Source organism: Agrococcus baldri (genome assembly GCA_900114805.1).
In the GTDB taxonomy this organism is placed as follows: domain Bacteria; phylum Actinomycetota; class Actinomycetes; order Actinomycetales; family Microbacteriaceae; genus Agrococcus; species Agrococcus baldri.
Genome location: FOZN01000003.1, coordinates 346,074 through 371,870 on the forward strand (window position 1 = coordinate 346,074; position 25,797 = coordinate 371,870).

A 25,797-nucleotide genomic window follows, 5' to 3' on the forward strand; every position below is an offset into this window, starting at 1 on the left:
CGGAAGGCACCCGCATGCCGATCGCCTCGCGATCAGACCTCCGAAACGTGGCGATCGTCGCCCACGTCGACCACGGCAAGACCACCCTCGTCGACGCGATGCTTCGCCAGACCGGATCCTTCACCGCGCACCAGGCGGTCGACGAACGCGTCATGGACTCCGGTGACCTGGAGCGCGAGAAGGGCATCACGATCCTCGCGAAGAACACCGCCATCCGGTACGCGGGCGAGCACACCGATGAGCCCGTGACCATCAACGTCATCGACACCCCGGGTCACGCCGACTTCGGCGGCGAGGTCGAGCGCGGCCTGTCGATGGTCGACGGCGTCGTGCTGCTCGTCGACGCTTCCGAGGGCCCGCTCCCGCAGACCCGCTTCGTGCTGCGCAAGGCACTCGAGGCCAAGCTGCCCGTGATCCTGCTGGTGAACAAGACCGACCGCGGCGACGCGCGCATCGACGCCGTCGTGGAGGAGAGCCAGGACCTGCTGCTCGGCCTCGCCTCCGATCTCGCGGACGACGTGCCCGACCTCGACCTCGACGCCGTCCTCGACGTTCCGGTGGTCTACGCATCCGGCAAGGCCGGCCGCGCCTCCACGGTCAAGCCCGCCAACGGCGAGCTGCCCGAGAGCGAGAACCTCGAGCCGCTGTTCGCCGCGATCCTCGAGCACATCCCCGCGCCCACGTACGACGACGAGGCGCCGCTGCAGGCGCACGTGACGAACCTGGACGCATCCCCCTTCCTCGGCCGCATCGCACTGCTGCGCGTAAAGGCCGGCACGCTCAAGAAGGGCCAGACGGTCGCCTGGGTGCGGCACGACGGCGAGGTCCAGAACGTGCGCATCACCGAGCTGCTGGAGACCAAGGCGCTCGACCGCGTGCCGGCCGAGAGCGCCGGTCCCGGCGACATCGTCGCCGTCGCGGGCATCGCCGACATCACGATCGGCGAGACGCTCGCCGACCCGGACGACGTGCGCCCGCTGCCGACCATCACGGTCGACGAGCCGGCCATCTCGATGACGATCGGCACGAACACGTCGCCGCTCGCAGGCAAGGTCAAGGGCGCGAAGCTCACCGCCCGCATGGTGAAGGATCGCCTCGACCGCGAGCTGATCGGCAACGTCTCGCTGCGGGTGGTCGACATCGGCCGTCCCGACGCGTGGGAGGTGCAGGGCCGCGGCGAGCTGGCGCTGGCGATCCTCGTCGAGCAGATGCGCCGCGAGGGCTTCGAGCTCACCGTCGGCAAGCCGCAGGTGGTCACGCGCAAGATCGACGGCGTGCTGCACGAGCCCTTCGAGCACCTCACGATCGACGCGCCGGAGGAGTACCTCGGCGCCGTCACCCAGCTGCTCGCCGCCCGCAAGGGCGTCATGGACGGCATGCAGAACCACGGCACCGGCTGGGTGCGCATGGAGTTCGTGGTGCCCTCGCGCGGCCTGATCGGCTTCCGCACCGAGTTCATGACCATCACGCGCGGCACCGGCATCGCGAACGCCATCTCGCACGGCACCCGGCCCTGGGCCGGCACCATCACGACGCGCAACAACGGCGCGCTGGTCGCCGACCGCAGCGGCGTGTCGACGCCGTTCGCGATCATGGCGCTGCAGGAGCGCGGCGTCTTCTTCATCCAGCCCGGCGACGACGTCTACGAGGGCATGGTGGTGGGCGAGAACTCGCGCGCCGACGACATGGACGTCAACATCACCAAGGAGAAGAAGCTCAACAACATCCGGTCCTCGACCGGTGAGGAGCTCGAGCGCCTGACGCCGCCACGGCAGCTCTCGCTCGAGGAGTGCCTGGAGTGGGCGCGCGACGACGAGTGCGTCGAGGTGACGCCGAACAACGTGCGCATCCGCAAGGTGAACCTGGACGCCGTCACGCGCGGCCGCGAGGCGAGCCGCTTGAAGAAGCAGGCCTAGCCAGCGCTGACGCGGACCCCTTCCGCCCTCGTGACCGACGCCAGCGTCCACGATGGCAGAAGGGGTCCGACTGCGCTGCGCTGGCACGGACACACGCGACGCGCGAGGTCACGGACCGTCACGTTCCGTCACACTCGCCGCTGCCGGACCGCGGGGCGCCTAGCGTGGCGCCATGACGCATCACGCATCCTTGGCGCGGCAGCCGCCGTCGACCGCCGGGCCGCTGCGCATCGTCGCGGTGAGCGGCAGCCTGCACCGGCCGTCGTCGACCACGGCGCTCGTCGCCGCGCTCGCGCGGGCGGTGGCGGGCCGCATCGACGCGCGGATCGAGGTGGTCGAGATGGCGGTGGTCGGCCCGCAGCTCGCCGGTGCGCTCGAACGCGGGGCTGTGCAGGCCGCCGCGGTGCAGGCGATCGAGGCGATCGAGGCCGCCGACCTGCTGGTGGTGGGCAGCCCGGTCTACCGGGGGAGCTTCACGGGCCTGTTCAAGCACCTCTTCGACTTCGTCGACCAGCGCGCGCTGATCGACACCCCGGTGCTGCTGGCCGCCACCGGCGGCTCGCACCGCCACGCGCTCACCATCGAGCACCAGCTGCGCCCGCTGTTCGCCTTCTTCCAGGCGCTCACGCTGCCGGTGGGGGTCTACGCCTCCAGCGCGGAGTTCGAGGGCGGTCGGGTGCGCTGCCCCGAGGTGCTCGAGCGCATCGAGGCGGCCGCCGATCGGGCGCTGCCCTACCTTTCCAGGCGCCCGGCGCCCGTGCGCCCCACCGCCTGGTAGCCGCGCCGCGTCGTGGACGCGCGTCCGAGCGCGTGCGCGCGGGGTGGTTGGATGGGAGGCAAATGGATCCCCGCCTCGAGCGCGTGATGTTCGTGCACGCCCACCCAGACGACGAGACGCTCTCGACCGGCGCCGCGATCGCCTCTGTGGCCGCGGGCGGCGGCGACGCCGTCGTGGTCACCTTCACGCTCGGCGAGCGCGGCGAGATCCGCGCCGACGCGCAGGCGGCGGTCGACGAGGTCGGCATCGGCGAGGTGCGCCGGGCCGAGCTCGAGGCGGCCCTGCGCGCCCTCGGGGCCCGCGGCCGCCGCATCCACGGCTGGGACGACTCCGGCATGGCCTGGCACCGCAGCGGCAAGGCGCAGGCCGCGCCCGATGCGCCGCCCACCTCCCTGAGCCGCGCCGACGCCGACGACCTGGCGGATGCGCTGGGCTTCGTCGTCGAGGAGATCGACCCGACCGCGCTGGTCACCTACGACGCCGACGGCGGCTACGGCCACCCCGACCACGTCGCCGCCCACCATGCCGCCGTGCTAGTCGCCCGGCGCTACGACCTGCCGCTCTACGTGCGGGCGAAGGCCGCCGCCGACGTCTCCTTCCCGCTCGCGCCGGTGAAGGACCGGGTGCTCGACGCGCTCGCGCAGCACCGCTCGCAGCTGACGGTGGAGGGCGACGACGTGCTGCACGTCGGCGGCCAGCGTCGGCCGATCGACGCGGTGGAGCACTACCGGCTGATCGAGACCCGGCCGCAGCGGCGCACCCGCTGGTCACTGCGCCTGGGGGCGCTCGCCGCGGGCGCGGTGGTCGGCGTGGTCGGCACCTTCTCGCACCAGCAGCTGCCGTGGGGCCTCGGCCTCTCGCTGATCGCCGCCGTGGGTCTGATCACCGGCATCCGCGCGGCGAGCGGCTCCCGGCCGATGACGCTCGCCTCGGTGATCGGCCTGGTCGGGGTGGTCGCCGTCATCGCCATCGACCCGCTCGGGCGCGGCGCCTGGGGCACGGAGCGCTCCCTGGTGCCCTCGAACCTCGCCGGCTGGCTCTGGTCGCTCGTCCCCGCGGCGGCATCGCTGTTCGCGCTGGCGTGGCCGGATGCCGAAGCGCGGCGGCGGATTAGGATGGCAGCGAAGCACAGGACGGAAGGGGAGGAGAACCGATGACCTACGTGATCGCGCTCCCGTGCGTCGACCTCAAGGATCGCGCCTGCGTCGACGAGTGCCCGGTGGACTGCATCTACGAGGGTGAGCGGATGCTCTACATCCACCCCGACGAGTGCGTCGACTGCGGCGCCTGCGAACCGGTGTGCCCGGTCGAGGCGATCTTCTACGAGGACGACACGCCTGAGGAGTGGGCCGAGTACTACGAGGCCAACGTGCACTTCTTCGACGAGATCGGCTCGCCCGGCGGCGCAGCCAAGGTCGGCGTGATCAAGCACGATCACCCGATCGTCGCCGCGCTGCCGCCGCAGCAGCACGACTGATGCTGCTGCCGGAGTTCCCCTGGGACACGCTCGCGGGCGCCAAGGCCCGCGCCGCCCTGCATCCCGGCGGCCTCATCGATCTGAGCGTCGGCTCCCCGGTCGACCCGACGCCGGCGCTCATCCAGGCCGCCCTGCGCGAGGCCACCGATGCGCACGCCTATCCGACCAACCACGGCACGGCTGAGGCGCGCGCCGCCATCGCCGAGTGGTTCGCGCGCATGCGCGGCGTGCCGGGCATCGGCGACGAGCACCTGCTCGTGACGATCGGCTCCAAGGAGCTCGTCGCGGGCTTGCCGCTGCAGCTGGGCCTGGGCGCGGGCGATGTGGTCGTGCACCCCTCCGTCGCCTACCCCACCTACGACATCGGGGCGCGCATCGCCGGCGCCGAGCCCGTGCGCGCCGACGACCCCGACGACTGGCCGGAGGCCACCCGGCTCGTCTGGCTGAACTCGCCGTCGAATCCCACCGGCGAGGTGCTGGGGGTGGATGCGCTGCGGCGCGTCGTGCAGGCGGCGCGCGAACGGGGGATCCTGGTCGCGAGCGACGAGTGCTATGCACTGCTGCCGTGGGAGCTCGACGAGGCGCCCTCGATCCTCGATCCGCGGGTGACGGACGGCGATCTGACCGGGCTCGTGGCCGTCTACTCGCTCAGCAAGCAGTCGAATCTGGCCGGCTACCGCGCGGCATTCATCGCCGGCGACCCGCAGGTCGTGCAGCGCGCGCTGGCCGTGCGCAAGCACCTCGGCCTGATGGCACCGAGCCCCGTGCAGCACGCGCTCGCGGTGGCGCTCGGCGACGAGGCGCACGTGGCCGAGCAGCGCGAGCGCTACCGCTCCCGCCGCGCGCTGCTGCTGCCGGCGATGCGCGAGCACGGCTTCGACGTCTCCTCCGATGCTGGCCTGTACCTCTGGGCCACGGACGGCACGGATGCGCTGGTGCAGCTGGACGCGCTGTCACGGCTGGGCATCCTGGTCGCGCCCGGCTCGTTCTACGGGGACCGCACCCGCGTGCGGGTCGCGCTCACCGCATCCGATGCCCACATCGCGGAGGCCGCGGCGCGCCTGCGGGGGTGAGCGGGAGCGCCGTGAGATACGGTCCCCGGGCGACCGGTAGTCTGTCGTCGTGACGACCGAGGACACCGCTACGCCCACTGCCCGCGAGACGGATCGATTCGTGACGCTCCAGCACGACGGGGGATCGACCCAGCTGCAGGTGCTGGAGGCGACCGACGGCCGCTCGGCGATCGACGCATCGAGGCTGACGCGCGACACCGGCCTCACCACGCTCGACTACGGCTTCGTGAACACGGCCAGCGCACGCAGCGCCATCACCTACATCGACGGCGACGAGGGCATCCTGCGCTACCGCGGCTACCCGATCGAGGAGCTGGCCGAGCAGAAGACATTCCTCGACGTCGCGCACCTGCTCATCTACGGCGAGCTGCCGAGCGAGGACGAGCTGGCCACCTTCGACCAGCGCGTGCGCCGGCACACGCTGCTGCACGAGGACCTGCGTCGCTTCTTCGACGCGCTGCCGCGCGACGCGCACCCGATGAGCGCCCTCTCCAGCGCCGTGAGCGCCCTCTCGACCTACTACGAGCACGACCACGACCCGCGCGATCCCGAGAAGGTCGACAAGCAGACGATCCGGCTGCTGGCGAAGATGCCGGTGATCGCCGCGTACGCCCACAAGAAGTCGATCGGGCAGTCGTTCCTGTACCCGGACAACGGGCTCAGCTTCGTCGAGAACTACCTGAAGCTCAACTTCGGCATCCAGGCCGAGGAGTACATCCAGAACCCGGTCATGGTGCGGGCGCTCGAGCGCCTGCTCATCCTGCACGCCGACCACGAGCAGAACGCGTCCACCTCGACGGTGCGCATGGTGGGCTCGACCGACGCGAACCTGTTCGCATCGGTCTCCGCGGGCATCCATGCGCTCTCCGGCCCCCTGCACGGCGGCGCCAACGAGGCGGTGCTGACGATGCTGCGCGGCATCCGCGACTCCGGCGAGAGCGTCGAGCGGTTCGTCGAGCGCGTCAAGCGCAAGGAGCAGGGCGTGAAGCTGATGGGCTTCGGGCACCGCGTCTACAAGAACTACGACCCGCGCGCGAAGCTGGTCAAGTCGTCGGCCGAAGAGGTGCTCGCGCAGCTCGGCGTGCGCGATCCGCTGCTCGACATCGCGCAGGAGCTCGAGCAGGTCGCGCTCGCCGACGACTACTTCAAGGAGCGCAAGCTCTACCCGAACGTCGACTTCTACACCGGCGTGATCTACAAGGCGATGGGCTTCCCGGAGCGCATGTTCACCGTGCTGTTCGCGATCGGCCGGCTGCCCGGCTGGATCGCGCACTGGCGCGAGATGATGCTCGACCCGCAGACGAAGATCGGCCGTCCGCAGCAGCTCTACGTCGGCCCCACCGAGCGCCACATCTGACCGCACCCCCTCGGTGGCTGAGCAGCCGCCGCACGCCACCGTCGGCTGTGCTTCGACTCGGTGAGCGCTCCCGCGCGCACCGGCTCAGGAGCCGCCGCGCCGAGCCCTGAAGCCAGCCCGCACGACCCGGAGCAACCATGACCACCACGACCAGCACCTCCACGCAGACGCCGCAGAAGAGCGCCGTCGACCGCTTCTTCAAGATCTCCGAACGCGGCTCGTCCGTCACGCAGGAGGTGCGCGGCGGTCTCGTCACGTTCTTCGCGATGGCGTACATCATCGTGCTGAACCCGCTCATCATCGGCGGGTTCTCGGCCGATCAGGCGGCGGTGGACGTCGAGGGCGGCTGGCTGCCGAACCACCAGGTCGCGGCCGTCACGGCCCTCGTCGGCGGACTGATGACGCTCGCGATGGGACTGATCGCCAACGTGCCGTTCGGCCTCGCCGCCGGCCTCGGCATCAACTCGTTCCTCGCGTTCGGCCTGGTGGGCGAGCTCACCTGGGCCGAGGCCATGGGCCTGGTGGTGATCAACGGCATCATCATCGTGGTGCTGGGCCTGACGGGCCTGCGGCGCATGATCTTCGACGCGGTGCCCGCACCGCTCAAGGCCGCGATCACGGTCGGCATCGGCCTGTTCATCGCCTTCATCGGCTTCGTCGACGCGGGCTTCGTGCGCACGACCGGCATCACTGCGCCGCCGGTGCAGCTCGGCGACGGCGGCTCCATCACCTCGCTGCCGACCGTGGTGTTCATCATCGCGCTCGCGCTGATGGGCTCGTTGCTGGCGCTGAGGGTCAAGGGCGCGCTGCTGATCGGCATCGTGGCGGCGACGGTGGTCGCGATCATCCTCGAGGCGATCTTCAAGGTCGGTCCCTCGCTCGGCACGAACCCCGACGCCTGGAACCTCAACCCGCCCGCACTGCCGACCGCGGTGTTCTCGCTGCCCGACTTCTCGCTGATCGGCCAGTTCTCGTTCGGCTCCTTCGAGCGCATCGGCATCCTGGCGAGCACCATGTTCATCTTCACGCTGGTGTTCATGAACTTCTTCGACGCCATCGGCTCGATGACGGGGCTGGCGAAGCAGGCGGGCATCTCCTACCCCAACGGCCAGTTCCCCGGCCTCAAGCGTGCGCTCGTCGTCGAGGGCGTCGGCGCGGTGGCCGGCGGTGGCGCGAGCGCATCCTCGAACACGGTCTTCATCGACTCGGCCGCCGGCATCGGCGACGGCGCCCGCACGGGCCTCGCCTCGGTCGTCACCGGCCTGCTGTTCCTGGCCGCGATGTTCCTGACGCCGCTCACCAGCGTCGTGCCGCTGGAGGTGGCTGCCGCGACGCTCGTGGTCGTGGGCGCACTCATGATGGCGCAGATCACCGAGATCGACTTCAGCGACTTCCGCATCGCGCTGCCGGCGTTCCTCACCATCGTCGTGATGCCGATGACCTACAACATCGCCAACGGCATCGGCGTGGGCTTCATCGCCTGGGTGCTCGTCAACGCGGTCTCGGGAAAGCTCAAGCAGATCTCGCCGCTGCTGTGGATCGTCGCGGTCCTGTTCGTGGTGTTCTTCGCCCGCGGGCCGATCGAGGCGCTGCTGGGCGCCTGATCGGTGTCAGTGCTCGCGGCTGACGGCCGCGAGCACCTCCGGCCAGCGCCGGTCGAGCGCCCTGCCGCCGAGTCGCACGCCCAGCCAGATCGCGAGCGCGCCGAGGCCGAGCCCGACTGCCAGGCTGACCCAGCCGAGCCACGGGAACCAGGCCGCGGCGATCGCGGTGCCGATCGCCGGCGCTCCGGCCGTCAGGATCGCCAGCAGCATCAGCAGCGCGCCCAGCAGCGCCTGCGCGCCGCCGGATGATCCGGTGCCGAACGGGCTCGCCTCGGGGGCAGGGGTCTGCCCGGGCATCCACGGGCTGATCGCGCTGCCGACGCCGATCACGAGCGCCGCGGTGCCCAGCGTCGCCCCGAGCGATGCCGGCAGCAGCTCCCAGCGCCCGGAGATCGCCGTGGTGACGACGGCCGTGACGGTCAGCAGCGGGCCGAACAGCACGAGCATGCCCAGCGCTCTGCCCGCACGGTCGGCGGTGCCCGAGACGCCGCTGAGCACGTGCGCAGAGAGCGCAGAGCTGTCGTACGCGGTGTCGAGCTGTGCGACCGACATCAGCACGATGGCGCCCAGCAGCGGCAGCAGCAGCGGGCCGACGTCGCCGAGCGCCCCGAGGTCGGCGACGCCCTCGCCCAGCTCGAGCTCGACCGTGCTGCCCATCACGACATTCAGGCCGAGGATCAGCAGCGGGAGCAGCACGACGCCGATCACGTTCACCAGGTGCCGCGGGTCGCGCAGCCGGTAGCGCAGGCCGCGCGCGGCGATCGCGCCGACGGGCGTCGCCGGCAGCAGCCGGTCGATCCACGCAGCGCTGCGCACCCGGCCGCCGCCGCCGGAGACGATCGGCGCGGTGAGCCGGCTGCGGAAGTCGTGCGCCCACACGAGCCACAGCAGCGCGGCCGTCGCGATCGCGATCAGCAGCTGCGCCGCGGCCGGCAGCAGGGCGCCGGCGGCGATGGCGCGCGGCACGCCCCACGCCGCGCCGAACGGCGTCCAGGCGAGCGCACCGGCGACCGCGCCCAGCAGCGACTCGGTCGACCCGAGCGCCCGCACGCCCTCGGCGACCACCACCACGACGATGCCGGCGGAGATGCCGAGCACGCTGCCGATGACGACGACCAGGTCGCGCCCGCTGCGCTTCGCGAGCTGCCGCGCGAGCGCTGCGGCGAGCGCCCTGCCCGCGAGCAGGCAGGTCAGCAGCTGCAGCGGCAGCAGCAGCGCGGCGGCGAGCAGTGCCGGCCAGGTGATGCTCCAGCCGATCAGGGTCAGCAGCAGCGCCAGCAGCGTCGCGATGCCGCCGACGCCGACGGCGCCGCCGAGCAGCACCCCCGGCAGCAATCGCCGCGCGGGCACCGGCAGCATCGCGAAGCGCTCCGGAGCGAGCGCGTCGTCGGCCGAGATGAGCACGCTCGCGACCGCCCACCCGACGACCAGCGCGCTGCCCAGCACCACCACCGCATCCGGGCCCGTCTGCGGCAGCGTCACGCGCAGCAGCAGCATGGTCGTGGCGACCAGACCGAGCGCTCCGAGCGCGCCCAGCACCGCGAGCACCAGCGTGACGGTCGCCCAGGGGCTGCGGGTGAGCGTGCGGCCGTACTGCCGCAGCTGCAGGCCTAGGAGGAGCGCAGCCACGACAGGCTCCCGGCGTCGAGCGCCTGCGTGCCGACCAGGTCGAGGAAGCGCCGCTGCAGCGGCTGCCCCTGCCGCACCTCGTCGAGAGTGCCGGCGGCGAGCATGCGGCCCTGCGCGATGATCGCGACCCGGTCGCAGAGCGACTCCACCAGCTCCATGACGTGACTCGAGAGCACGACGGTGCCGCCGGAGGCGACGAAGCCGCGCAGGATCTCGCGGATGGTCTCGCCGGAGACCGGGTCGACGGCCTCGAAGGGCTCGTCGAGCAGCAGCAGGCGCGGCGCGTGGATGAGCGCGCAGGCGAGCCCGATCTTCTTGCGCATGCCGGCCGAGTAGTCGATCACGAGCGTCGAGGCGGCCTCGGCGAGACCCAGCGCCGCCAGCAGCTCGCCGGCGCGGCCGGTGACGTCAGCCTCCGGCATGCCGCGCAGCAGCCCGTGGTAGCGCAGCAGCTCAGCGCCGGTGAGCCGGTCGAACAGGCGCACGCCGTCGGGCAGCACGCCCATGCGCGCCTTCGCCACCGGCGGGTCGGCCCAGACGTCGGCGCCGTCGACGACGGCGGTGCCGGCATCGGGGCGCAGCAGGCCGGTCGCCATCGAGAGCGTCGTGGTCTTGCCGGCGCCGTTGGGGCCGAGCAGGCCGAACAGGCTGCCGCGCGGCACATCGAGCGAGAGCCGATCGACCGCGAGCGTCTGGCCGAAGCGCTTGCTCAGCTCGCGCAGCGAGAGGATCGGGGGAGCGGTCGCGGCGAGGGGCACCCTCCGATTCTGCCGTGCCGCGCCTGAGGGCGCGCCCGCGACGGGCCGCGCGGCGCGACGGTCGGCGCCGTGACGCGAGCGGGCGCGATCGGCTCAGTGCAGGGCGGCGTTCAGCTCGACGCCCCCGCCGTCGCGGGCGACGACCTCCACGGCGCCCGAGACCGAGTTGCGGCGGAACAGCAGCCCCGGCCTGCCGGAGAGCTCGACTGCCTTCACCTGCTCGCCGCCGGGCACCAGCGACACCTTCGTGCCGGCCGTCACGTAGAGCCCCGCCTCGACCACCGAGTCGTCGCCGATCGAGATGCCCACGCCCGCGTTGGCGCCGAGCAGCACGCGCTCGCCGAGCGCCACCCGCTCCTTGCCGCCGCCCGAGAGCGTGCCCATGATCGAGGCGCCGCCGCCGATGTCGGTGCCGTCGCCGACGACCACGCCCTGCGAGATGCGGCCCTCGACCATGGAGGCGCCGAGGGTGCCGGCGTTGAAGTTGACGAAGCCCTCGTGCATCACCACCGTGCCGGGCGCGAGGTGCGCGCCGAGCCGCACGCGGCTGGCATCGCCGATGCGCACGCCGGAGGGAATGACGAAGTCGGTCATGCGCGGGAAGCGGTCGACGACCTGCACCTGCAGACCGGCGCGCTGCAGCTCGACGCGCCGCTCGTTCGCCCAGTCGGGGTCGACGGCACCGCCGTTCGTCCAGGCGACCACCGGCAGCGCGCCGAAGACCCCGTCGAGGTTGATCGAGTTGGGCTGCACCAGCCGGTGGCTGAGCAGGTGCAGCCGCAGGTAGGCGTCCTCGACCGACACGGGGGCCTCGTCCAGGTCGATCTCGACGTGCCGCAGCTCCATCACGACGCCGCGCGCGGGCACCGGGCCGGTGAGCTCGTCGAGGTGGCCGCCGCCGACCCACTGCGCGTCTCCTGCTGCCGAGCCGAGCGCGGGAGCCGGGAACCACGCGTCGAGCGCCCGCCCTTCGAAGACGGTGACGAGTGCATGTCCGTGTGCGGGGCGAGCCATGCCCCAAGTCTAGGCTGGTGGCCATGACGGACCCCTCGCCGCTGCCCGCCGCACTCCAGCCCGCCGTGCTCGACCCGCGCGCCAGCTCAGTCGAGCTCACGCGGCAGCTGTGCGACATCGAGTCCGTCTCCGACAACGAGGGGCCGATCGCCGACGCGATCGAGGCTGCGGCCCGCACCGCAGCCCATCTCGAGGTGACGCGCGTGGGTGACACCGTGGTCGCGCGCACGAACCTCGGCCGAGCGCGCCGCGTGGTGCTCGCCGGCCACATCGACACCGTGCCGGTCAACGGGAATCTGCCGACGCATCCGCTCGTCGTCGACGGCGAGGAGCACCTCTGGGGCCGCGGCACCGTCGACATGAAGGCGGGCGTCGCCGTGCAGCTGAAGCTCGCGGTCGAGCTCGCCGAGCCCGTCTTCGACGTGACCTGGCTCTGGTACGACCACGAGGAGGTGGGGGAGGAGCACAACGGCCTGCGCACGCTCGCCCTCACGCATCCCGAGCTGATGGAGGCTGACTTCGCCATCCTGGGCGAGCCCTCGAACGGCCAGATCGAGGGCGGCTGCAACGGCACGCTGCGCGCCGAGATCCGCACCCGCGGTGTGCGCGCGCACTCGGCCAGGGCATGGATGGGGCACAACGCCATCCACGACGCCGCCGAGATACTGCAGGTGCTGCAGGCGTACCGCCCGCGCGAGATCGATGTCGACGGGCTGCGCTACCGGGAGGGCCTGAACGCCGTCGGCATCTCCGGTGGCGTCGCGGGCAACGTCATCCCCGACGAGTGCGTCGTGCACGTCAACTATCGCTTCGCGCCCTCTCGCTCGCTCGCGGAGGCCACCGCGCACGTGGTGGAGCTGTTCGAGGGCTTCGACGTGCAGGTGGTGGATGCGGCCGCCGGCGCCAGGCCCGGGCTGGACGCCCCGCTCGCGCAGGAGTTCATCGCCGCCGTGGGCGCGACGCCGCAGCCGAAGTACGGCTGGACGGACGTCGCCCGCTTCTCGGCGCTGGGGATCCCCGCGGTGAACTTCGGCCCCGGCGACCCCTCGAAGGCGCACGCCGACGACGAGTCGGTGCCGGTCGCGCAGATCGTCGCGGCCGAGGAGAGCCTGCGCACGTGGCTCTCGCGAGCCTGACCGAGCAGCGCGCGCGGACGCGCGAGCGCTGGTGGCTGTGGCCGCTCGCGCTCTGGGCGGTGTCGCGGCTGGTCAGCACGGCGTTCCTGGGCGCGCTCGCCGGACGGCAGGAGCTGAGCGCCTGGACGCCTGCCCGCCCCGACCTGCTGGACTACTCGACGATGTGGGATGCCCACTGGTACTACATCGTCGCCATGTCGGGCTACCCGACCGAGCTGCCGCTCGGCGAGGACGGCCACGTGGGCGAGAACGCCTGGGCGTTCATGCCGGTCTACCCGATGCTCGCCAGGGTGTTGATGCTCGTGGGGCTGCCCTGGGAGGGCGCCGCGGTGCTGCTGTCGGTGGCGGCCTCGCTCGCGTTCGCGCTCGTCGCCTACCGGCTCTTCGCCGAGCTCGCACCGGGCAGGGAGCGCTTCGCGCTCGCGCTCGTGCTGCTCTCGCCGCTCGCGCCGGTGCTGCAGCTCGGCTACGCGGAGTCGCTGTTCCTGCTGCTGCTGGCAGGCGCGCTGCTCGCCTGGCGGCTGCACGCCTGGGAGTGGCTGTGGGTGCTCATCCCCATCATGTCGCTCACCCGCCCGGGCGGGCTCGCCTTCGCGCTCGCGCTCGGGCTGTGGTTCCTGGTGCGCTGGTACCGCGACCGCAGCGGCTTCCCGGTCGCGGAGCGGCGGATGCTCGTGGGCCTCGGGGCCTGGAGCGCGCTCTGGGGCTTCGGCTGGCTCATCGCCTGCACGATCGCGACCGGCAGTCTCACCTCCTACCTGGAGACGGAGCTGAGCTGGCGCTCGACGTACATCGGCAGACAGGAGCTGGTGCCCTTCACCCCCTGGCCGATCGGGCTCGAGTGGTGGTTCGGCGCCTGGTGGCCGCTCTGGCTGGCCGGCATCCTGCTGGTCGCGGTGCTCCTGCTGGCCGGTCCGTGGGCGACCGCGGTCGGCATCGAGGGCCGGCTGTGGCTGATCGCCTACCTGGTCTACCTCGCCGCGGTGTGGTTCCCGCAGTCGTCCACGTGGCGGCTGCTGATGCCCATATTCCCCGCGGCGGCCATCCTCGCCGCCGTGCGGCCCGCGTGGGCGCGAGCCATGCTGCTCGCGGCATGCATCGCGCTGCAGCCGGTCTGGATCTGGTTCTGCTGGCACGTGGACGGCCGGGACTGGACCGTTCCCTAGCACACGCGCAAGAGTGCCGACACGGGATCCTGCGTCACTGGGACGTGAGATAATGGCAGCACCGGATCTGAAGGGGGAGCCGCAATGGCCGCCATGAAACCACGCACAGGCGATGGACCGCTCGAAGCCGTCAAGGAGGGCAGGGTCATCGTCGTGCGCGTCCCGCTCGAGGGCGGCGGACGCCTTGTCGTCTCTGTGAATGACGAAGAGGCCGCCGCCCTGCACAAGGCGCTCGGCGAGGTCGTCGTCACCGCTTGATGCGAACGCGGCCGACGATGGCCGTAGCAAAAGGGGCCGATCCGTCGAGGATCGGCCCCTTCTGCGCGTCTCAGGCGGGCTCTGGCAGCCGCACGATCTGCAGCAGGCCATCGCCGACCGGCGTGACGGCGGCGCGCACCGCGTCGGAGGTGGAGAGCTCCTTCAGCAGCGCCCGCAGATCGGCGACCTCGTCGCCGCGCTGCGCGGGGTCGGCGACCCGGCCGCCCATGAGGGCGTGGGCGACGAGCACCGAGCCGCCGACGCGCACGAGCGAGAGCGCGTGCTCGACGTACTCGAGCACGCTGGCAGCATCGGCGTCGAGGAAGACGATGTCGTAGCTCGACTCGTTCATGCGCGGCAGCACGTCGCGTGCCTTGCCGGTGATCAGGCGGGCGCGCGTGACCGGTATGCCCGCCCTGCCGAACGCCGCGCGGGCGTGCTGCTGGTGGTCGAGCTCGGTGTCGATCGAGGTGAGCGTCGCCCCCGGCGCGCCCCGCAGCAGCCACAGGCCGCTGACGCCGGCGCCGGTGCCGACCTCGAGGATGGCGCTCGCCTGCGTCGCCGCGGCGACGGCCGCGAGCTGTGCGCCGACGGCCGGCTCGACGGGCGCGATGCCCAGCTCCTCGGAGGCATCCCGCGCCCCGGTGAGCACGTCGTCCTCTGCGGCGAGGTCGTCGAGGTACTTGGCGATGAGCGGTGATGTCTGCACGGTTCCTCCGGCCTCGAGCGTACGGCCCGCGTGCGTCCGCCTGTCTCAGGCTCGCCGCACGGGCCGGCGCCGTGCTGGTCGGCACGGCTCGACTACCCTAGTGGGGTGTCACTGGCAGGCATCACGCTCGACAAGCTGCTGATCATCGCGATCCTCGCGGCCGTCCTCATCGGCCCCGAGCGGCTGCCCGCGCTCGCGGAGCGGCTGGGCGCGCTCGTGCGCGGCCTGCGCGATCTCGCCGGCGGCGCCAAGGCTCGCATGCGCGAGGAGATGGGGCCGGAGTTCGACGAGGTCGACTGGAAGAAGCTCGACCCCCGCCAGTACGACCCCCGCCGCATCGTCGCCGAGGCGCTGCGCGACGAGCCCGCGCCCAGACCCGACTTCGCCGCCGCGGCAGCCGGCTCGGCGGTCGCGACGGTGAGCGCGCTGCCGCGCCGCGACGACGGCCCGATGCGCTTCGACGACGAGGCCACCTGAGCTGACGGGGGCGGATGGGTCAGGCCGGGCTGATCGGCAGGGCCCGACCGCTGAGTCGGCGTGTGCCGCGCAGCGACTCGGCGAGCACGATGATGGCGGCCGCTGCCGGGTCGCCCGGCTCGGCCGCCACCACCGGCTCGCCCGCGTCGCCGCCCTCGCGCAGCGCCACCGAGAGCGGGATGCGCGCCAGCAGCGGCACGTCGAGCCGTCGCGCGGCCTCGTCGCCGCCGCCGGAGCCGAACAGCTCGAGCAGGCTGCCGTCGGGCTGGGGGAGGCCCGCCATGTTCTCGACCACGCCCAGTACCCGCTGCCCGGTCTGCCGCGCGACTTCGGCGGCGCGCTCGGCGACGTCGGCGGCCGCCTTCTGCGGCGTGGTGACGACGAGCACCTCGGCGTGCGGCAGCAGCTGCCCGAGCGAGATGGCGACGTCGCCGGTGCCCGGCGGCATGTCGATCAGCAGGACGTCGAGATCGCCCCACCAGACGTCGGTGACGAACTGGTTCAGCGTGCGGTGCAGCATCGGGCCGCGCCAGGAGACCGAGCGGTTGCCGTCGACGAACATGCCGATCGACACCAGCCGCACGCCGTGCGCCTCTGGCGGCATCATCATGTCGCCCACGCGGGTGGGCTTCGCCGCGGTGCCCAGCAGCGCCGGGATGGAGTAGCCGTGCACGTCCGCGTCGATCACGCCCACCGCCAGTCCGCGCGCGGCCAGCGCGACGGCGAGGTTGGCGGTCACGGTCGACTTGCCGACGCCGCCCTTGCCGCTGGCGACGGCGATGATGCGGGTGAGCGTGCCGGGGCCGAACTGCTGCGGGCGCGAGCCGCGCAGTCGCTCGACGAGGGCCTGCCGGGTGGCGGGGTCCATGACGCCGACGTCGACCTCCACGCGCTCGACGCCGGCGACCGACGCTGCCGCCAGGCGCACATCCGCCTCGATCCTGTCTGCGGCGGGGCATGCGGCCACGGTGAGCTCGAGGCGGATGCGCGCGACGCCCTCGTCGAGGCTCGCGGCGGGGATCATGTCGAGCTCGACCAGCGGCCGGTGGATCTCCGGGTCGATGACCGTCGCGAGGGCGCGCTGCAGCGCAGGGTCGATCGGGGAGGTCATGGCAGGCGCCTCACGTGGCGTCGCGCTCGCGGCGCTCGTCGAGGTCGTCGACGAACGACTTCAGCTCGGCGCGGATGAACTCGCGCGTGGCCATGTCACGCATCGCCATGCGCAGCGCCACGACCTCGCGCGCGAGGTACTCGGTGTCGTTGAGGTTGCGCTCGGCGCGCAGGCGGTCCTGCTCGATCTGCACGCGGTCGCGGTCATCCTGGCGGTTCTGCGCGAGCAGCAGCAGGGGAGCGGCGTAGGAGGCCTGCAGGCTGAGCACCAGGGTGAGCAGCGGGAAGCCCTGATCCTGCGGGTCGAACTGCGCGTCGGCCGGGGCGATGGAGTTGTAGCCGAGCCAGAAGGTCACGAAGATCGTCATGCCGATCAGGAACGCCGGGGTGCCCATCGCGCGCGCGAACGCCTCGGTGAAGCGACCGAAGCGATCCTTCGACTCGGGCAGCCGGATGCGGCGGCGCGCGGCCTTCGGCTGCGAGAAGCGGTCGTCGCGCTCAGCCATGCGAGCCCTCCTCCTGCTCCTGCGCCCGCCAGTCCTCGGGCAGGATGTGGTCGAGCACGTCGTCGATCGTGACCACGCCCACCAGCCGGCCGGCCTCGTCGACCACCGGCACCGAGACCAGGTTGTAGGCGGCGAGCTGGCGGGTGACCTCGGCGGCGCTGTCGCTCGCGAGCACGGGCTCGATCTGCTCGTCGAGCAGGGTGCCGACGCGCTCGTTCGGCGGGTAGCGCAGCAGTCGCTGGAAGTGCACCATGCCCAGGAAGCGGCCGGTGGGGGCCTCGTACGGCGGCAGCGTGACGCAGATGGCGGCGGCCAGCGCCGGTGCCACCTCGTGGCGGCGCATGAGCGCGAGCGCCTCGGCGACCGTGGAGTCGGAGGCCAGGATGATCGGCTCGGTGGTCATCAGGCCGCCGGCGGTGTCGGCGCCGAACGAGAGCAGCATGCGCACGTCCTCGGCCTCATCCGGGTCCATCAGGTCGAGCAGCGTCTCGCCGCGCTCGGCCGGCATGTGGCCGATGAGGTCGGCCGCGTCGTCGGGCTCCATCTGGTCGAGCACGTCGGCGACGCGGGAGTCGGTGAGCGATGCCAGGATCTCGACCTGGCGATCCTCGTGCATCTCCTCGAGGATGTCGGCGAGCCGGTCGTCGGAGAGGTCCTCGGCGACTTCCATCATGCGCTGCTGCGGCAGGTCGAGCATGGCCGAGGCGGCGTCTGCGGCGGGCAGCTCCTCGAGCGAGGCGAGCAGGTGCTCGGTGTCGTGCTCGGCATCGCGGTCCTGCAGCACGTCGTCCCACTGCGCCAGGGTCGTCGGACCCTTGCCGAAGGGCCCCGTCTTCGGCTTGCGGAGGAAGAGCTCGTCGACCTCCCACTCGCCCGGGCCCCGCTCGGCGATGGAGAGGTCCTCGACCGTCGCGCGCGTGCCGTCCTGCAGCGTGACGCTGCGGCCGAGGATGTCGGCCAGCAGCAGCCGCTCGCTGCCGCGCTGGCTGAACCGCCGGTCGCTGATGGTGGCGGCGATCAGCTGGCCGCCGCCGATCGAGAGCACCCGGCCGATCGAGAGGAACACGCGCTGGCGGCCGCGATCCTCGACCACCAGGCCGACCACCCGCGGCGGGGCGTCCTGCCGCGGCACGGTGACCACGTCGCGCACCTTGCCGATGCGCTCGCCCGCGGGGTCGAACACGCCCGCACCCGCGAGGCGGGCGACGAAGACGGTGGGGGCGCTCATGCCGACAAACGTACCGCGCGAGCCTGACGCCCTGAGCGAACCGGCCCGGGGAGCGGCGGGCTCGCGTGGGAGACTGGCGCGGTGAGCATGTTCCAGCGTTCGTCCACCGGCGACCAGCACCTGCCGCATGGTGTGGTCGTCGCCTCGTTCGAGACCTACGCCCAGGCGCAGGCCGCCGTCGCGAAGGTCTCGGGCTCCGACACCGACGTCGCCGGGCTCGCGATCGTCGGCAACGACCTCAAGCTCGTCGAGCGCATCGTCGGCCGTCTCACCTGGGGCAAGGTGGCCATGCGCGGGGCCATCCGCGGACTCGGCTTCGGCGCCTTCATGGGCCTGCTGTTCCTGCTGTTCGTGCCGGAGGCCGTGAGCTCGGTGCTGGTGTTCCCGCTGCTGGGCCTCGCGTTCGGCATCCTGCTGTCGGTCGTGCAGCACTCGCTCGTGCGGCGCAAGCGCGACTTCGCGTCGACGCAGCAGGTGCTGGCCGCCCGCTACGACGTGGTCGCACCGCAGGAGAGCGCCAGCAGGGCGATGCAGGTGATCGGCCAGCGCGACGGGGCGGCCGCGCCGACCGAGGCGCAGCTGCAGTCGGCACCGCCGCCCGCGCCGCCCGCCCAGCCGGAGCAGTCGGCGAGCGCGCCGGTGCCCTCGAGCAGCCCGGCCCCGCAGGGGCGCCAGGACCCACCCGCCTCCTGATCAGGCGATCGCGTCGGACGCGCGCGCCGCATCCGCCACCGCGTCGCTGACGAGGTCGAGCAGCGGCGAGGCCAGGTTCCAGCGCTGCCACCACAGCGGCACCTCGACGCCCGCCTCGGCGAGCACCACCAGGGAGCCGTCGGCGACGCCCGCCTCGAACTGCCCCGGCAGCAGCATGCCCCAGCCCAGGCCCATGCGGATCGCCTGCGCGTACTCGGCCGACGCCGAGATGATGTGGCGGGGCGCGCTCGCGACGGCGCCGTGATCGGCCGCGAACCGTGACTGCAGGGTGTCGTGGTGGTCGAAGTCGACGATCGGGGCGCACTCGAGCGCGTCGCGCGTCGGGCCGTTCGGGAACCACCGGTCTGCGAAGGCGCGCTCCGCGATCGCGACGTAGCGCATGCGCCCCAGCGGTGACGAGACGCAGCCCGAGACGGGCGAGGGCAGCGCGGTGACCGCGCCCATCACCGCACCGGATTCGAGCAGTTGCGCGGTGCGCTCCTGATCCTCGCGGTGGATGTCGAAGGTCACATCGCGCTGCGCCGTGACGGCGGCGAGCGCGGGCAGGAACCAGGTGATGAGCGAGTCGGCGTTCACGGCCAGCGGGATGCGCGGCGCGGCCAGGCCGTCGCCCATCGCCTCGAGCGCGTCGTGCTCGAGCAGCGCGAGCTGGCGGGCCAGCCGCACGAGCGGCGCACCCGCCTCCGTCGCGCGCACGGGCTTCGCGCGTTGCAGCACCACCCGTCCGACGCGCTGTTCGATGGCGCGGATGCGCTGGCTGACGGCGCTGGGCGTGACGCCGAGCTGAGCCGCAGCGCGGTCGAGGGTGCCGGCGTCGACTGCGGCGGCGAGCGTGCGCAGATGATCGAGCGGGAGTTCCACGCGCTCAGCGTATATGAAGCGTTGCTTCAGATCATGCAGGATGATTCGCTGGACTGCATGTCGCCCGGCCCGTAGCGTCATCGACATGGACCAGGGAATCGTCGCGCTGCTGTCGGGCTTCGCGCTGTGCTTGGGCCTGATCCTCTCGATCGGGGCGCAGAACGCCATCGTGCTGCGCCAGGGGCTGCGCCGGGAGCACGTCGGCATCGTCGTGCTGGTGTGCGTCGTGAGCGATGCGATCCTGCAGACCATCGGTGTCGCGGGCGTCGCGACGCTCGTCACCGCGCAGCCGTGGCTGGAGACGCTCGCGCGCTGGGCGGGTGCCGCCTTCATCCTCGGCTTCGCGCTGCTGAGCGCCCGGCGCGCCTGGCGCGGGGGCGGCTCGCTCGAGGCGGCGCCCGACGAGCCGGTCGAAGTTCGGATCGTGTCGACGGATGCAGCTGCCGCCGAGGGCGAGGTCGCGACGACGGATGCGGCTGCCGCGGCGCACCGGGACCGCGCCGGCGAGAGCGCCGGAGCCGCGGTCGCGACGCGCACGCGCCCTCGCGGCGGCCGAATGGCCACGCTGCTCACGATCCTCGCCGTCACCTGGCTCAACCCCCACGCGCTCGTCGAGACGACGGTGGTGCTGGGCTCGGTCGCGGGCACGCACGGCGACGCGCGCTGGTGGTTCTTGGCCGGCGGCATCGCCGCGAGCACGCTCTGGTTCGTCGGCTTCGGCTACGGCGCCCGCTACCTGGCGCCGCTGCTGCGCACCGAGCGCGCCTGGCGGGTGCTCGACGGCGCGATCGCAGCGGTGATGCTCGTCATCGCCGTCATGCTCGTCACCGGCTGACGCGACGTCAGCGCGAACGCACCTCCCGCATCCACGCCTCGACCTCGTCGGCGGTGCGCGGGATCGCGCCCGACAGGTTGACGGCGCCGTCGGCGGTGACCAGGATGTCGTCCTCGATGCGGATGCCGATGCCGCGCAGCTCCTCGGGCACCGTGAGGTCGTCGGCCTGGAAGTAGAGGCCGGGCTCGATCGTGAACACCATCCCTTCCCGCACGACGCCATCGTGGTAGAAGTCGCGGCGCGCCTGCGCGCAGTCGTGCACGTCGAGGCCCAGGTGGTGGCTGGTGCCGTGCACCATCCAGCGGCGGTGCAGCTGCTGGTCGGGCTCGAGCGAGACCTCGGCCGAGACCGGCAGCACGCCCCACTCGGCCGTCTTCCGGGCGATCACCGCCATCGCGGCGGCGTGCACCTCCTTGAAGATGATGCCGGGCTTCACGATCGCGAACGCCGCGTCGGCCGCCTCGACCACCGCGTCGTAGATGCGGCGCTGCACCTCGGTGAACTCGCCCGAGATCGGCAGGGTGCGGGTGATGTCGGCGGTGTAGAGGCTGTCGACCTCGACGCCGGCGTCGAGCAGGATGACGTCGCCCTCTCGCACGGCGCCGTCGTTGCGGGTCCAGTGCAGGTAGCACGCGTGGTGCCCCGACGCCGCGATGGTGTCGTAGCCCACGGCGTTGCCGTCCAGCCGCGCGCGGCGGTGGAAGGCGCCCTCCACGACGCGCTCGCCCCGCTCGTGCTGCGTCGCCTCCGTCAGGTCGGCGATCACGTCGTCGAAGCCGCGCGCGGTCGCGTCGACCGCCGCCTGGATCTCGGCGATCTCGTGCGCGTCCTTCACCAGCCGCTGCTCGCTCAGGTCGCGCGCGAGCACATCGCCGTCGGGGTTCGCAGCGGGCAGCTGCGCCTCGACCTCCGGGTCGGCACCGGTGACGATGAGCGTCTCGCTCGCGCCGGCGAGCGCGGCGCCGAGCTCCGCCAGGTCGGCGACCGCGAGCCCCAGGTCGGCCGCCACGTGCTCGAGCGAGGGGCGCGGGCCCACCCAGAACTCGCCGATCGCCGGGTTCGCGTAGAACTCCGTGGTGCCCCGGCCGGCGGGGCCGCGGAAGTACAGCGTCGCGTCGTGGCCGGCGCCACCATCGACGGGCTCGAGCACGAGCACCGAGTCGGCCTCCGCATCCGCACCCCACCCCGTCAGGTAGGTGAAGTCGGGGTGCGCGCGGAAGGGGTAGTCGGTGTCGTTGGAGCGCACCTTCAGCCCGCCGGCGGGGATCACCAGGCGCACGCCCGGGTGCAGCGCGGAGATCGCGGCGCGGCGCTGCGCGGCGAATCCGGCGGCGGCGCGGGCCTGCGGCAGCGGCGTCTCGCGCTCCGCCCAGCCCGACTGGATGTGCTCGGTGAAGGCCGACGAGGTGGGGGTCGTCGAGCGGTTGGTGTTCTCAGGGGTGGCCGACGCGGGGTGCTGCGTCGTGGCGGCTTCGCTGGTCATGCGCACCATCCTCCCACCCTCGCGGGGGGCCGCCACGGGTGTGTCCGGGCGCTGTGCGCGGGCGTGGTGAGCGGATGCGTCAGGCCGGCTGCGCGGGCGGGTTGTCGTCGGCGTAGAGGGCCGTGAAGAGCCCGAGCGTCTCGCCGTCGGGGTCGGGCCCGCGCTCCTTGAACTCGTTCATCAGGTCGTAGAGCCGCTGCTGCAGCTCCTCGCGGTGCTGGGCGTTGATCTTCAGGCCCATCCACGACACGTCGAGCTCGTCGGGTGCCAGGCCGTCGATCTGCTGCAGGAAGGTCTCCACCAGCACGGGGGAGCCGCCGGGGATCGAGGTGCGCCAGGACAGCCCGGTCGCCCGGTACGGCACCTCGCGCGCCCCGCCCGCGCCGGCGCGCTCGGGCTCGGCGACCAGGAAGCCGGTCTGCACGAGCGTGCGCACGTGGTGCAGCATCGTGCCGGGGTTGACGTGCAGCAGGCCGGCGAGCTCCTTGTTGGTGCGCGTCTCGAACGCGCACAGCCGCAGCACGCGCAGCCGCAGCGGTGAGCTGAGCGCCCGCGCCATGGCCTGCTGCTCGGCGTCGTCGCTCGCGTGCAGGGTGATGCGATCCGCATCGGGCGCCGCATCGGGCACTGCGTCGGGCACGACGGGGCGGCGCTCGCGGTCCTCGGTCATGCCGCCATGGTAGCGAGGGCGATTGACAGTTCTCAATCAGGCGCGCATACTGATTGGCATGTCTCAATCGCCCGAGTCGACGGCTGAGGTCCCGCAGCGCTCGGACGACTCGCCCGTCGAGGCCGTCGCTCCCACCGCCGTGCGCGACGCGCCGACCGGCTCGCTGTGGCGCGACGGCAACTTCCTGACCATGTGGTCGGGGCAGGCGCTCGCACAGGTCGGCTCGCAGGTGACCGAGCTCGCCATCCCCGTGCTCGCGGTGCTGCTGCTGCAGGCGAGTGAGCTCGAGGTCGGCCTGCTGAACGCCGCCGGCGTGGCGGCGTTCCTCGTGGTCGGGCTGCCGGCCGGCGCCTGGATCGACCGGATGCGCAAGCGCCGGGTGATGATCTGGGCGGATGCGGTGCGTGCGGCGGCGCTCGCCGCACTGCCGCTGCTGTGGTGGGCGGGTGTGCTCGAGATATGGCACCTCTACGCCGTCGCGCTCGTGGTCGGGGTCGCGACCGTGTTCTTCGACGTGTCTTACCAGTCGATCATCCCCTCGCTCGTGCGGCGGAACCAGATCGCTGAGGCCAACGGCAAGCTCGAGGCCACACGTGAGCTCGCCAACATCGGCGGGCCCGCGATCGGCGGCTGGCTGATCGGCATCATCACGGCGCCCTTCGCGATCCTCGCGACCGTCGGCACCTACGTGGCGTCGTTCATCGCGCTGCTGCTCACCCGCGACCACGAGCAGCCGCGCGCGGCCGACGACCGCGAGCCGATCCTGCGCGAGATCGGCGAGGGGCTGCGATGGGTCCTCGGCAACCCGCTGCTGCGGCGCATCGTCGGCACCACCGCCATCTCCAACTTCTCCAGCACCCTCTCGTTCACCCTGCTGCCGATCTTCCTGCTGCGCGAGCTGGGCCTGACGCCGGCGGCCATGGGCGTCATCTTCTCGCTCGGCTCGATCGGCGGCCTCGCCGGCGCCGCCGCCACGCCGCACATCGTGCGCTGGATCGGCGAGGCGCGCGCCATCCCGGTCAGCGCCATCGGCTTCGGCGTGATCGCCTGCTTCCTGCCGCTCGCGGCCACCTTCCCGGCGGTCGCCTTCCCGCTGCTGGTCGCGCAGATGTTCGTCGGCAGCTTCACGGTGCTGCTCTACAACATCACTCAGGTCACCTTCCGGCAGCGCATCACCCCGGGGCGCCTCCTCGGCCGCATGAACGCATCCGTGCGCTTCTGCGTCTGGGGCGTCATGCCGCTCGCGGCGCTGCTCGCGGGCGCGCTCGGCACCTGGATCGGCGTCGTGCCCACCATGTGGATCGGAGCGGTCGGGCAGCTGCTCGCCGCCCTGTGCGTCGTGATCGGGCCGTTCTGGACGATGCGAGAGCTGCCCGACGCGCAGCACTGATCGTCAGCGCGGCACTGGTCGGTGGCACGGCACTGGCCGGTGGCACGGCGCTGGCCGGACGGGCCGCTGAACAGACGGCCTGGCGCGCGCTCTACGCTGGCAGGATGCGCAACGAGCGAGCCGCGGGGGCGCCCCCGCCCAGGCCGGCCAGCCTCGCCGAGTGGCGCGAGGCGGCTGACGGCTCGGCCGGCTCCGTCACCTTCACGCATGCCGAGGGCGATCACGTCGTGGTCGTGCATCGCTGGCGGAAGCCCGGAGCGACCACGGTGGTGCTGGTGCACGGCATCGGCATGGGGCAGCAGTACTTCGGCCTGCTGCGCGCCGAGCTCGCGGATGCCTTCGACGTCGTGGCGCTCGATCTGCCCGGCTTCGGCGAGTCACCCGAGCCTGCCGAGTCGCTGCCGATGGCGGCGCTGGCCGACCTCGTCGCCGCGGCCCTCGAGGCGCACGTCCCCATGCCGTGCATCGCGGTCGGCCACTCCATGGGCACCCAGGTGGTGGCCGAGCTCGCGGTGCGGCACCCGGCGCTCGTCGAGCGGCTCGTGCTCATCGCGCCGACCGTGAACCCGCGCGAGCGCTCCGGCTGGAAGCAGGCGCTGCGGCTGCTGCAGGATCTCTCCAACGACCCGCTCATCGTCGCCGCCGTCGGCGCCCGGCTCTACCTGCAGGCCGGGCCGCGCTGGTACCTGCGCAAGCTGCGCACCATGCTCGAGCACGACATCCGCCCCCTGCTGCCGCGGATCGCGCAGCCGACGCTCGTGATCAGGGGCGAGGACGATCGCGTGGCGCCGCGCGGGTGGGTCGAGCAGGTCGCGGCGCTGCTGCCGGACGGCCAGCTGCGCACCGCGAAGGGCAAGGGCCACGAGGCGATGATCACCGGCGCCGAGCCGGTCTCGCGCATGATCGAGGAGTTCGCACGATGACGATCACGGCGCGCGAGGCCGGCGTCTGGGCGCGTGACTACGCCTTCGCCGCGCGACAGCACCTCCGCTCGACGCTCGACCCCCGGCCGCCGCGGCTGGCCGGGATGCCCGGGGCGCGCGTGCACTGCGTGCTCATCCCCGGGGTCGTGGAGCGATGGCCCTTCATGGAGCCGCTCGGCAAGCGGCTGGTGACGGCGGGTCACGCGGTGCACTTCCTGCCGGAGCTCGGCCGCCACCTGATGCCGGTGCGCGAGGCCGCGGAGCTCGTGGCGGCCGCGGTCGACCGGGTCGCCGCGGCGCATCCCGAGGCGCAGATCGTGCTCGTCGGCCACTCGAAGGGCGGGCTGACCGGCAAGCGGCTGCTGATCGACCGTGCCATGCACCCCGAGCTGCCGCAGCCGGCTGGGCTGGTGGCGCTCGCGACGCCGTTCGCGGGCTCCAGCCGGGCGCGGCTGATGCGCGCCGCCGCCATCCGCGAGTTCGACCCGACGAACGAGCGGCTCCTCGCGCTCGCGTCCGAGCGCGGCGCAGACCTGCGCATCCGGGTGGTGCTGCCGGAGATCGACCCGCACATCCCTGGCAACCAGGTGCCCGAGGGCGTCGCCGGTGTGCGCCTGCGCGCGAATGGGCACTTCCGGCCGCTCGCGACGGCCGAGGCGGCCCGAGCGGTGCTCGCGGCGATCGACGACCTCACCCGCTGACCGGCGCCGCCACCGCCCCGCCAC

26 protein-coding genes are annotated in these 25,797 nt (G+C 72.6%); 16 read left to right on the plus strand and 10 right to left on the minus strand.

What is annotated here, in order from left to right:
• The first annotated feature begins 14 nt into the window (after window positions 1–14).
• The 7 genes from typA (at window position 15) to BM288_RS09990 (ending at window position 8,205) form a co-directional block, all read left to right on the plus strand.
• Window positions 15–1,916: a translational GTPase TypA gene (typA, locus tag BM288_RS09960; protein WP_092918429.1), complete on the plus strand. Its 1,902-nt coding sequence runs from the start codon at window positions 15–17 to the stop codon at window positions 1,914–1,916.
• Between the two features lie 172 nt (window positions 1,917–2,088).
• Entirely contained in the window at window positions 2,089–2,694 is a 606-nt protein-coding gene (msuE, locus tag BM288_RS09965; RefSeq protein WP_092918431.1) for an FMN reductase, read from the plus strand.
• Window positions 2,695–2,756: 62 nt separating this feature from the next.
• Window positions 2,757–3,851, plus strand: a complete 1,095-nt coding sequence (locus tag BM288_RS09970; RefSeq protein ID WP_092918433.1) for a PIG-L family deacetylase — start codon at window positions 2,757–2,759, stop codon at window positions 3,849–3,851.
• On the plus strand, window positions 3,848–4,171 hold the full coding sequence (gene fdxA, locus BM288_RS09975; RefSeq protein ID WP_092918435.1) for a ferredoxin: 324 nt from the start codon (window positions 3,848–3,850) through the stop codon (window positions 4,169–4,171). Before BM288_RS09970 ends, fdxA begins: the two co-directional genes overlap by 4 nt.
• The gene (gene dapC / locus BM288_RS09980; protein WP_092918437.1) at window positions 4,171–5,244 is read left to right on the plus strand and encodes a succinyldiaminopimelate transaminase; all 1,074 of its coding nucleotides are present in this window, start codon (window positions 4,171–4,173) and stop codon (window positions 5,242–5,244) included. Before fdxA ends, dapC begins: the two co-directional genes overlap by 1 nt.
• Before the next feature lie 100 nt (window positions 5,245–5,344).
• Window positions 5,345–6,601: a citrate synthase gene (locus BM288_RS09985; protein WP_092919054.1), complete on the plus strand. Its 1,257-nt coding sequence runs from the start codon at window positions 5,345–5,347 to the stop codon at window positions 6,599–6,601.
• 137 nt (window positions 6,602–6,738) lie between these two features.
• The gene (locus BM288_RS09990; RefSeq protein ID WP_092918439.1) at window positions 6,739–8,205 is read left to right on the plus strand and encodes an NCS2 family permease; all 1,467 of its coding nucleotides are present in this window, start codon (window positions 6,739–6,741) and stop codon (window positions 8,203–8,205) included.
• Window positions 8,206–8,211: 6 nt separating this feature from the next.
• Here the strand turns inward: BM288_RS09990 and BM288_RS09995 are convergent, their stop codons facing one another.
• The 3 genes from BM288_RS09995 to BM288_RS10005 form a co-directional block, all read right to left on the minus strand.
• A complete protein-coding gene (locus tag BM288_RS09995) occupies window positions 8,212–9,834 on the minus strand; it encodes a hypothetical protein (RefSeq protein ID WP_092918441.1) in 1,623 nt (540 codons plus the stop codon).
• Window positions 9,816–10,592: an ABC transporter ATP-binding protein gene (locus BM288_RS10000; RefSeq protein ID WP_092918443.1), complete on the minus strand. Its 777-nt coding sequence runs from the start codon at window positions 10,590–10,592 to the stop codon at window positions 9,816–9,818. The genes BM288_RS09995 and BM288_RS10000 overlap by 19 nt, the downstream gene beginning before the upstream one ends.
• A 93-nt stretch (window positions 10,593–10,685) precedes the next feature.
• A complete protein-coding gene (locus tag BM288_RS10005) occupies window positions 10,686–11,606 on the minus strand; it encodes a tetrahydrodipicolinate N-succinyltransferase N-terminal domain-containing protein (protein ID WP_092918445.1) in 921 nt (306 codons plus the stop codon).
• Between the two features lie 23 nt (window positions 11,607–11,629).
• Here BM288_RS10005 and dapE point away from each other — a divergent pair, with 23 nt between their 5' ends.
• The 3 genes from dapE (at window position 11,630) to BM288_RS10020 (ending at window position 14,166) form a co-directional block, all read left to right on the plus strand.
• Window positions 11,630–12,742, plus strand: a complete 1,113-nt coding sequence (gene dapE / locus BM288_RS10010; RefSeq protein WP_092918447.1) for a succinyl-diaminopimelate desuccinylase — start codon at window positions 11,630–11,632, stop codon at window positions 12,740–12,742.
• Window positions 12,724–13,908: a hypothetical protein gene (locus tag BM288_RS10015; protein WP_092918449.1), complete on the plus strand. Its 1,185-nt coding sequence runs from the start codon at window positions 12,724–12,726 to the stop codon at window positions 13,906–13,908. The genes dapE and BM288_RS10015 overlap by 19 nt, the downstream gene beginning before the upstream one ends.
• An 84-nt stretch (window positions 13,909–13,992) precedes the next feature.
• Window positions 13,993–14,166, plus strand: a complete 174-nt coding sequence (locus tag BM288_RS10020) for a DUF3117 domain-containing protein (protein WP_092918451.1) — start codon at window positions 13,993–13,995, stop codon at window positions 14,164–14,166.
• A gap of 70 nt (window positions 14,167–14,236) precedes the next feature.
• Here the strand turns inward: BM288_RS10020 and BM288_RS10025 are convergent, their stop codons facing one another.
• The gene (locus BM288_RS10025; RefSeq protein ID WP_092918453.1) at window positions 14,237–14,875 is read right to left on the minus strand and encodes an O-methyltransferase; all 639 of its coding nucleotides are present in this window, start codon (window positions 14,873–14,875) and stop codon (window positions 14,237–14,239) included.
• A 105-nt stretch (window positions 14,876–14,980) separates the two neighbouring features.
• On the opposite strand from BM288_RS10025, the gene BM288_RS10030 reads away from it, so the two are divergent.
• Window positions 14,981–15,352 (plus strand): twin-arginine translocase TatA/TatE family subunit, encoded by a 372-nt coding sequence (locus BM288_RS10030; protein WP_404799700.1) that lies wholly within the window; start codon window positions 14,981–14,983, stop codon window positions 15,350–15,352.
• 19 nt (window positions 15,353–15,371) lie between these two features.
• On the opposite strand, the gene BM288_RS10035 is transcribed toward BM288_RS10030, so the two are convergent.
• The 3 genes from BM288_RS10035 to BM288_RS10045 are packed head-to-tail and all read right to left on the minus strand — an operon-like array spanning window position 15,372 to window position 18,196.
• Window positions 15,372–16,463: an Mrp/NBP35 family ATP-binding protein gene (locus BM288_RS10035; RefSeq protein WP_092918455.1), complete on the minus strand. Its 1,092-nt coding sequence runs from the start codon at window positions 16,461–16,463 to the stop codon at window positions 15,372–15,374.
• 10 nt (window positions 16,464–16,473) lie between these two features.
• A complete protein-coding gene (locus BM288_RS10040; RefSeq protein ID WP_092918457.1) occupies window positions 16,474–16,968 on the minus strand; it encodes a DUF1003 domain-containing protein in 495 nt (164 codons plus the stop codon).
• The gene (locus BM288_RS10045; protein WP_092918459.1) at window positions 16,961–18,196 is read right to left on the minus strand and encodes a magnesium transporter MgtE N-terminal domain-containing protein; all 1,236 of its coding nucleotides are present in this window, start codon (window positions 18,194–18,196) and stop codon (window positions 16,961–16,963) included. Before BM288_RS10045 ends, BM288_RS10040 begins: the two co-directional genes overlap by 8 nt.
• Before the next feature lie 87 nt (window positions 18,197–18,283).
• Between BM288_RS10045 and BM288_RS10050 the strand changes: the two genes are divergently transcribed.
• Window positions 18,284–18,889: a general stress protein gene (locus BM288_RS10050; RefSeq protein WP_318255522.1), complete on the plus strand. Its 606-nt coding sequence runs from the start codon at window positions 18,284–18,286 to the stop codon at window positions 18,887–18,889.
• On the opposite strand, the gene BM288_RS10055 is transcribed toward BM288_RS10050, so the two are convergent.
• Complete coding sequence (locus tag BM288_RS10055; RefSeq protein ID WP_318255473.1) at window positions 18,890–19,771, minus strand: LysR family transcriptional regulator ArgP; 882 nt, start codon at window positions 19,769–19,771, stop codon at window positions 18,890–18,892.
• An 85-nt stretch (window positions 19,772–19,856) separates the two neighbouring features.
• On the opposite strand from BM288_RS10055, the gene BM288_RS10060 reads away from it, so the two are divergent.
• On the plus strand, window positions 19,857–20,606 hold the full coding sequence (locus BM288_RS10060) for a LysE/ArgO family amino acid transporter (RefSeq protein ID WP_092918463.1): 750 nt from the start codon (window positions 19,857–19,859) through the stop codon (window positions 20,604–20,606).
• Between the two features lie 7 nt (window positions 20,607–20,613).
• Here BM288_RS10060 and BM288_RS10065 read toward each other — a convergent pair whose 3' ends face one another.
• The gene (locus BM288_RS10065; RefSeq protein WP_318255474.1) at window positions 20,614–22,089 is read right to left on the minus strand and encodes an aminopeptidase P family protein; all 1,476 of its coding nucleotides are present in this window, start codon (window positions 22,087–22,089) and stop codon (window positions 20,614–20,616) included.
• Between the two features lie 79 nt (window positions 22,090–22,168).
• On the minus strand, window positions 22,169–22,759 hold the full coding sequence (locus BM288_RS10070) for an ArsR/SmtB family transcription factor (RefSeq protein ID WP_092918467.1): 591 nt from the start codon (window positions 22,757–22,759) through the stop codon (window positions 22,169–22,171).
• 58 nt (window positions 22,760–22,817) lie between these two features.
• Here BM288_RS10070 and BM288_RS10075 point away from each other — a divergent pair, with 58 nt between their 5' ends.
• The 3 genes from BM288_RS10075 to BM288_RS10085 all read left to right on the plus strand — a co-directional run bounded on the left by BM288_RS10075 (window position 22,818) and on the right by BM288_RS10085 (window position 25,773).
• Entirely contained in the window at window positions 22,818–24,149 is a 1,332-nt protein-coding gene (locus BM288_RS10075; RefSeq protein ID WP_092918469.1) for an MFS transporter, read from the plus strand.
• Between the two features lie 104 nt (window positions 24,150–24,253).
• Window positions 24,254–25,072 (plus strand): alpha/beta fold hydrolase, encoded by an 819-nt coding sequence (locus BM288_RS10080; protein WP_092918471.1) that lies wholly within the window; start codon window positions 24,254–24,256, stop codon window positions 25,070–25,072.
• Window positions 25,069–25,773 carry a lipase family protein gene (locus BM288_RS10085; RefSeq protein WP_092918473.1) on the plus strand — a complete coding sequence of 235 codons (705 nt, stop codon included), beginning with the start codon at window positions 25,069–25,071 and terminating at the stop codon, window positions 25,771–25,773. The genes BM288_RS10080 and BM288_RS10085 overlap by 4 nt, the downstream gene beginning before the upstream one ends.
• Window positions 25,774–25,797: the final 24 nt, after the last annotated feature.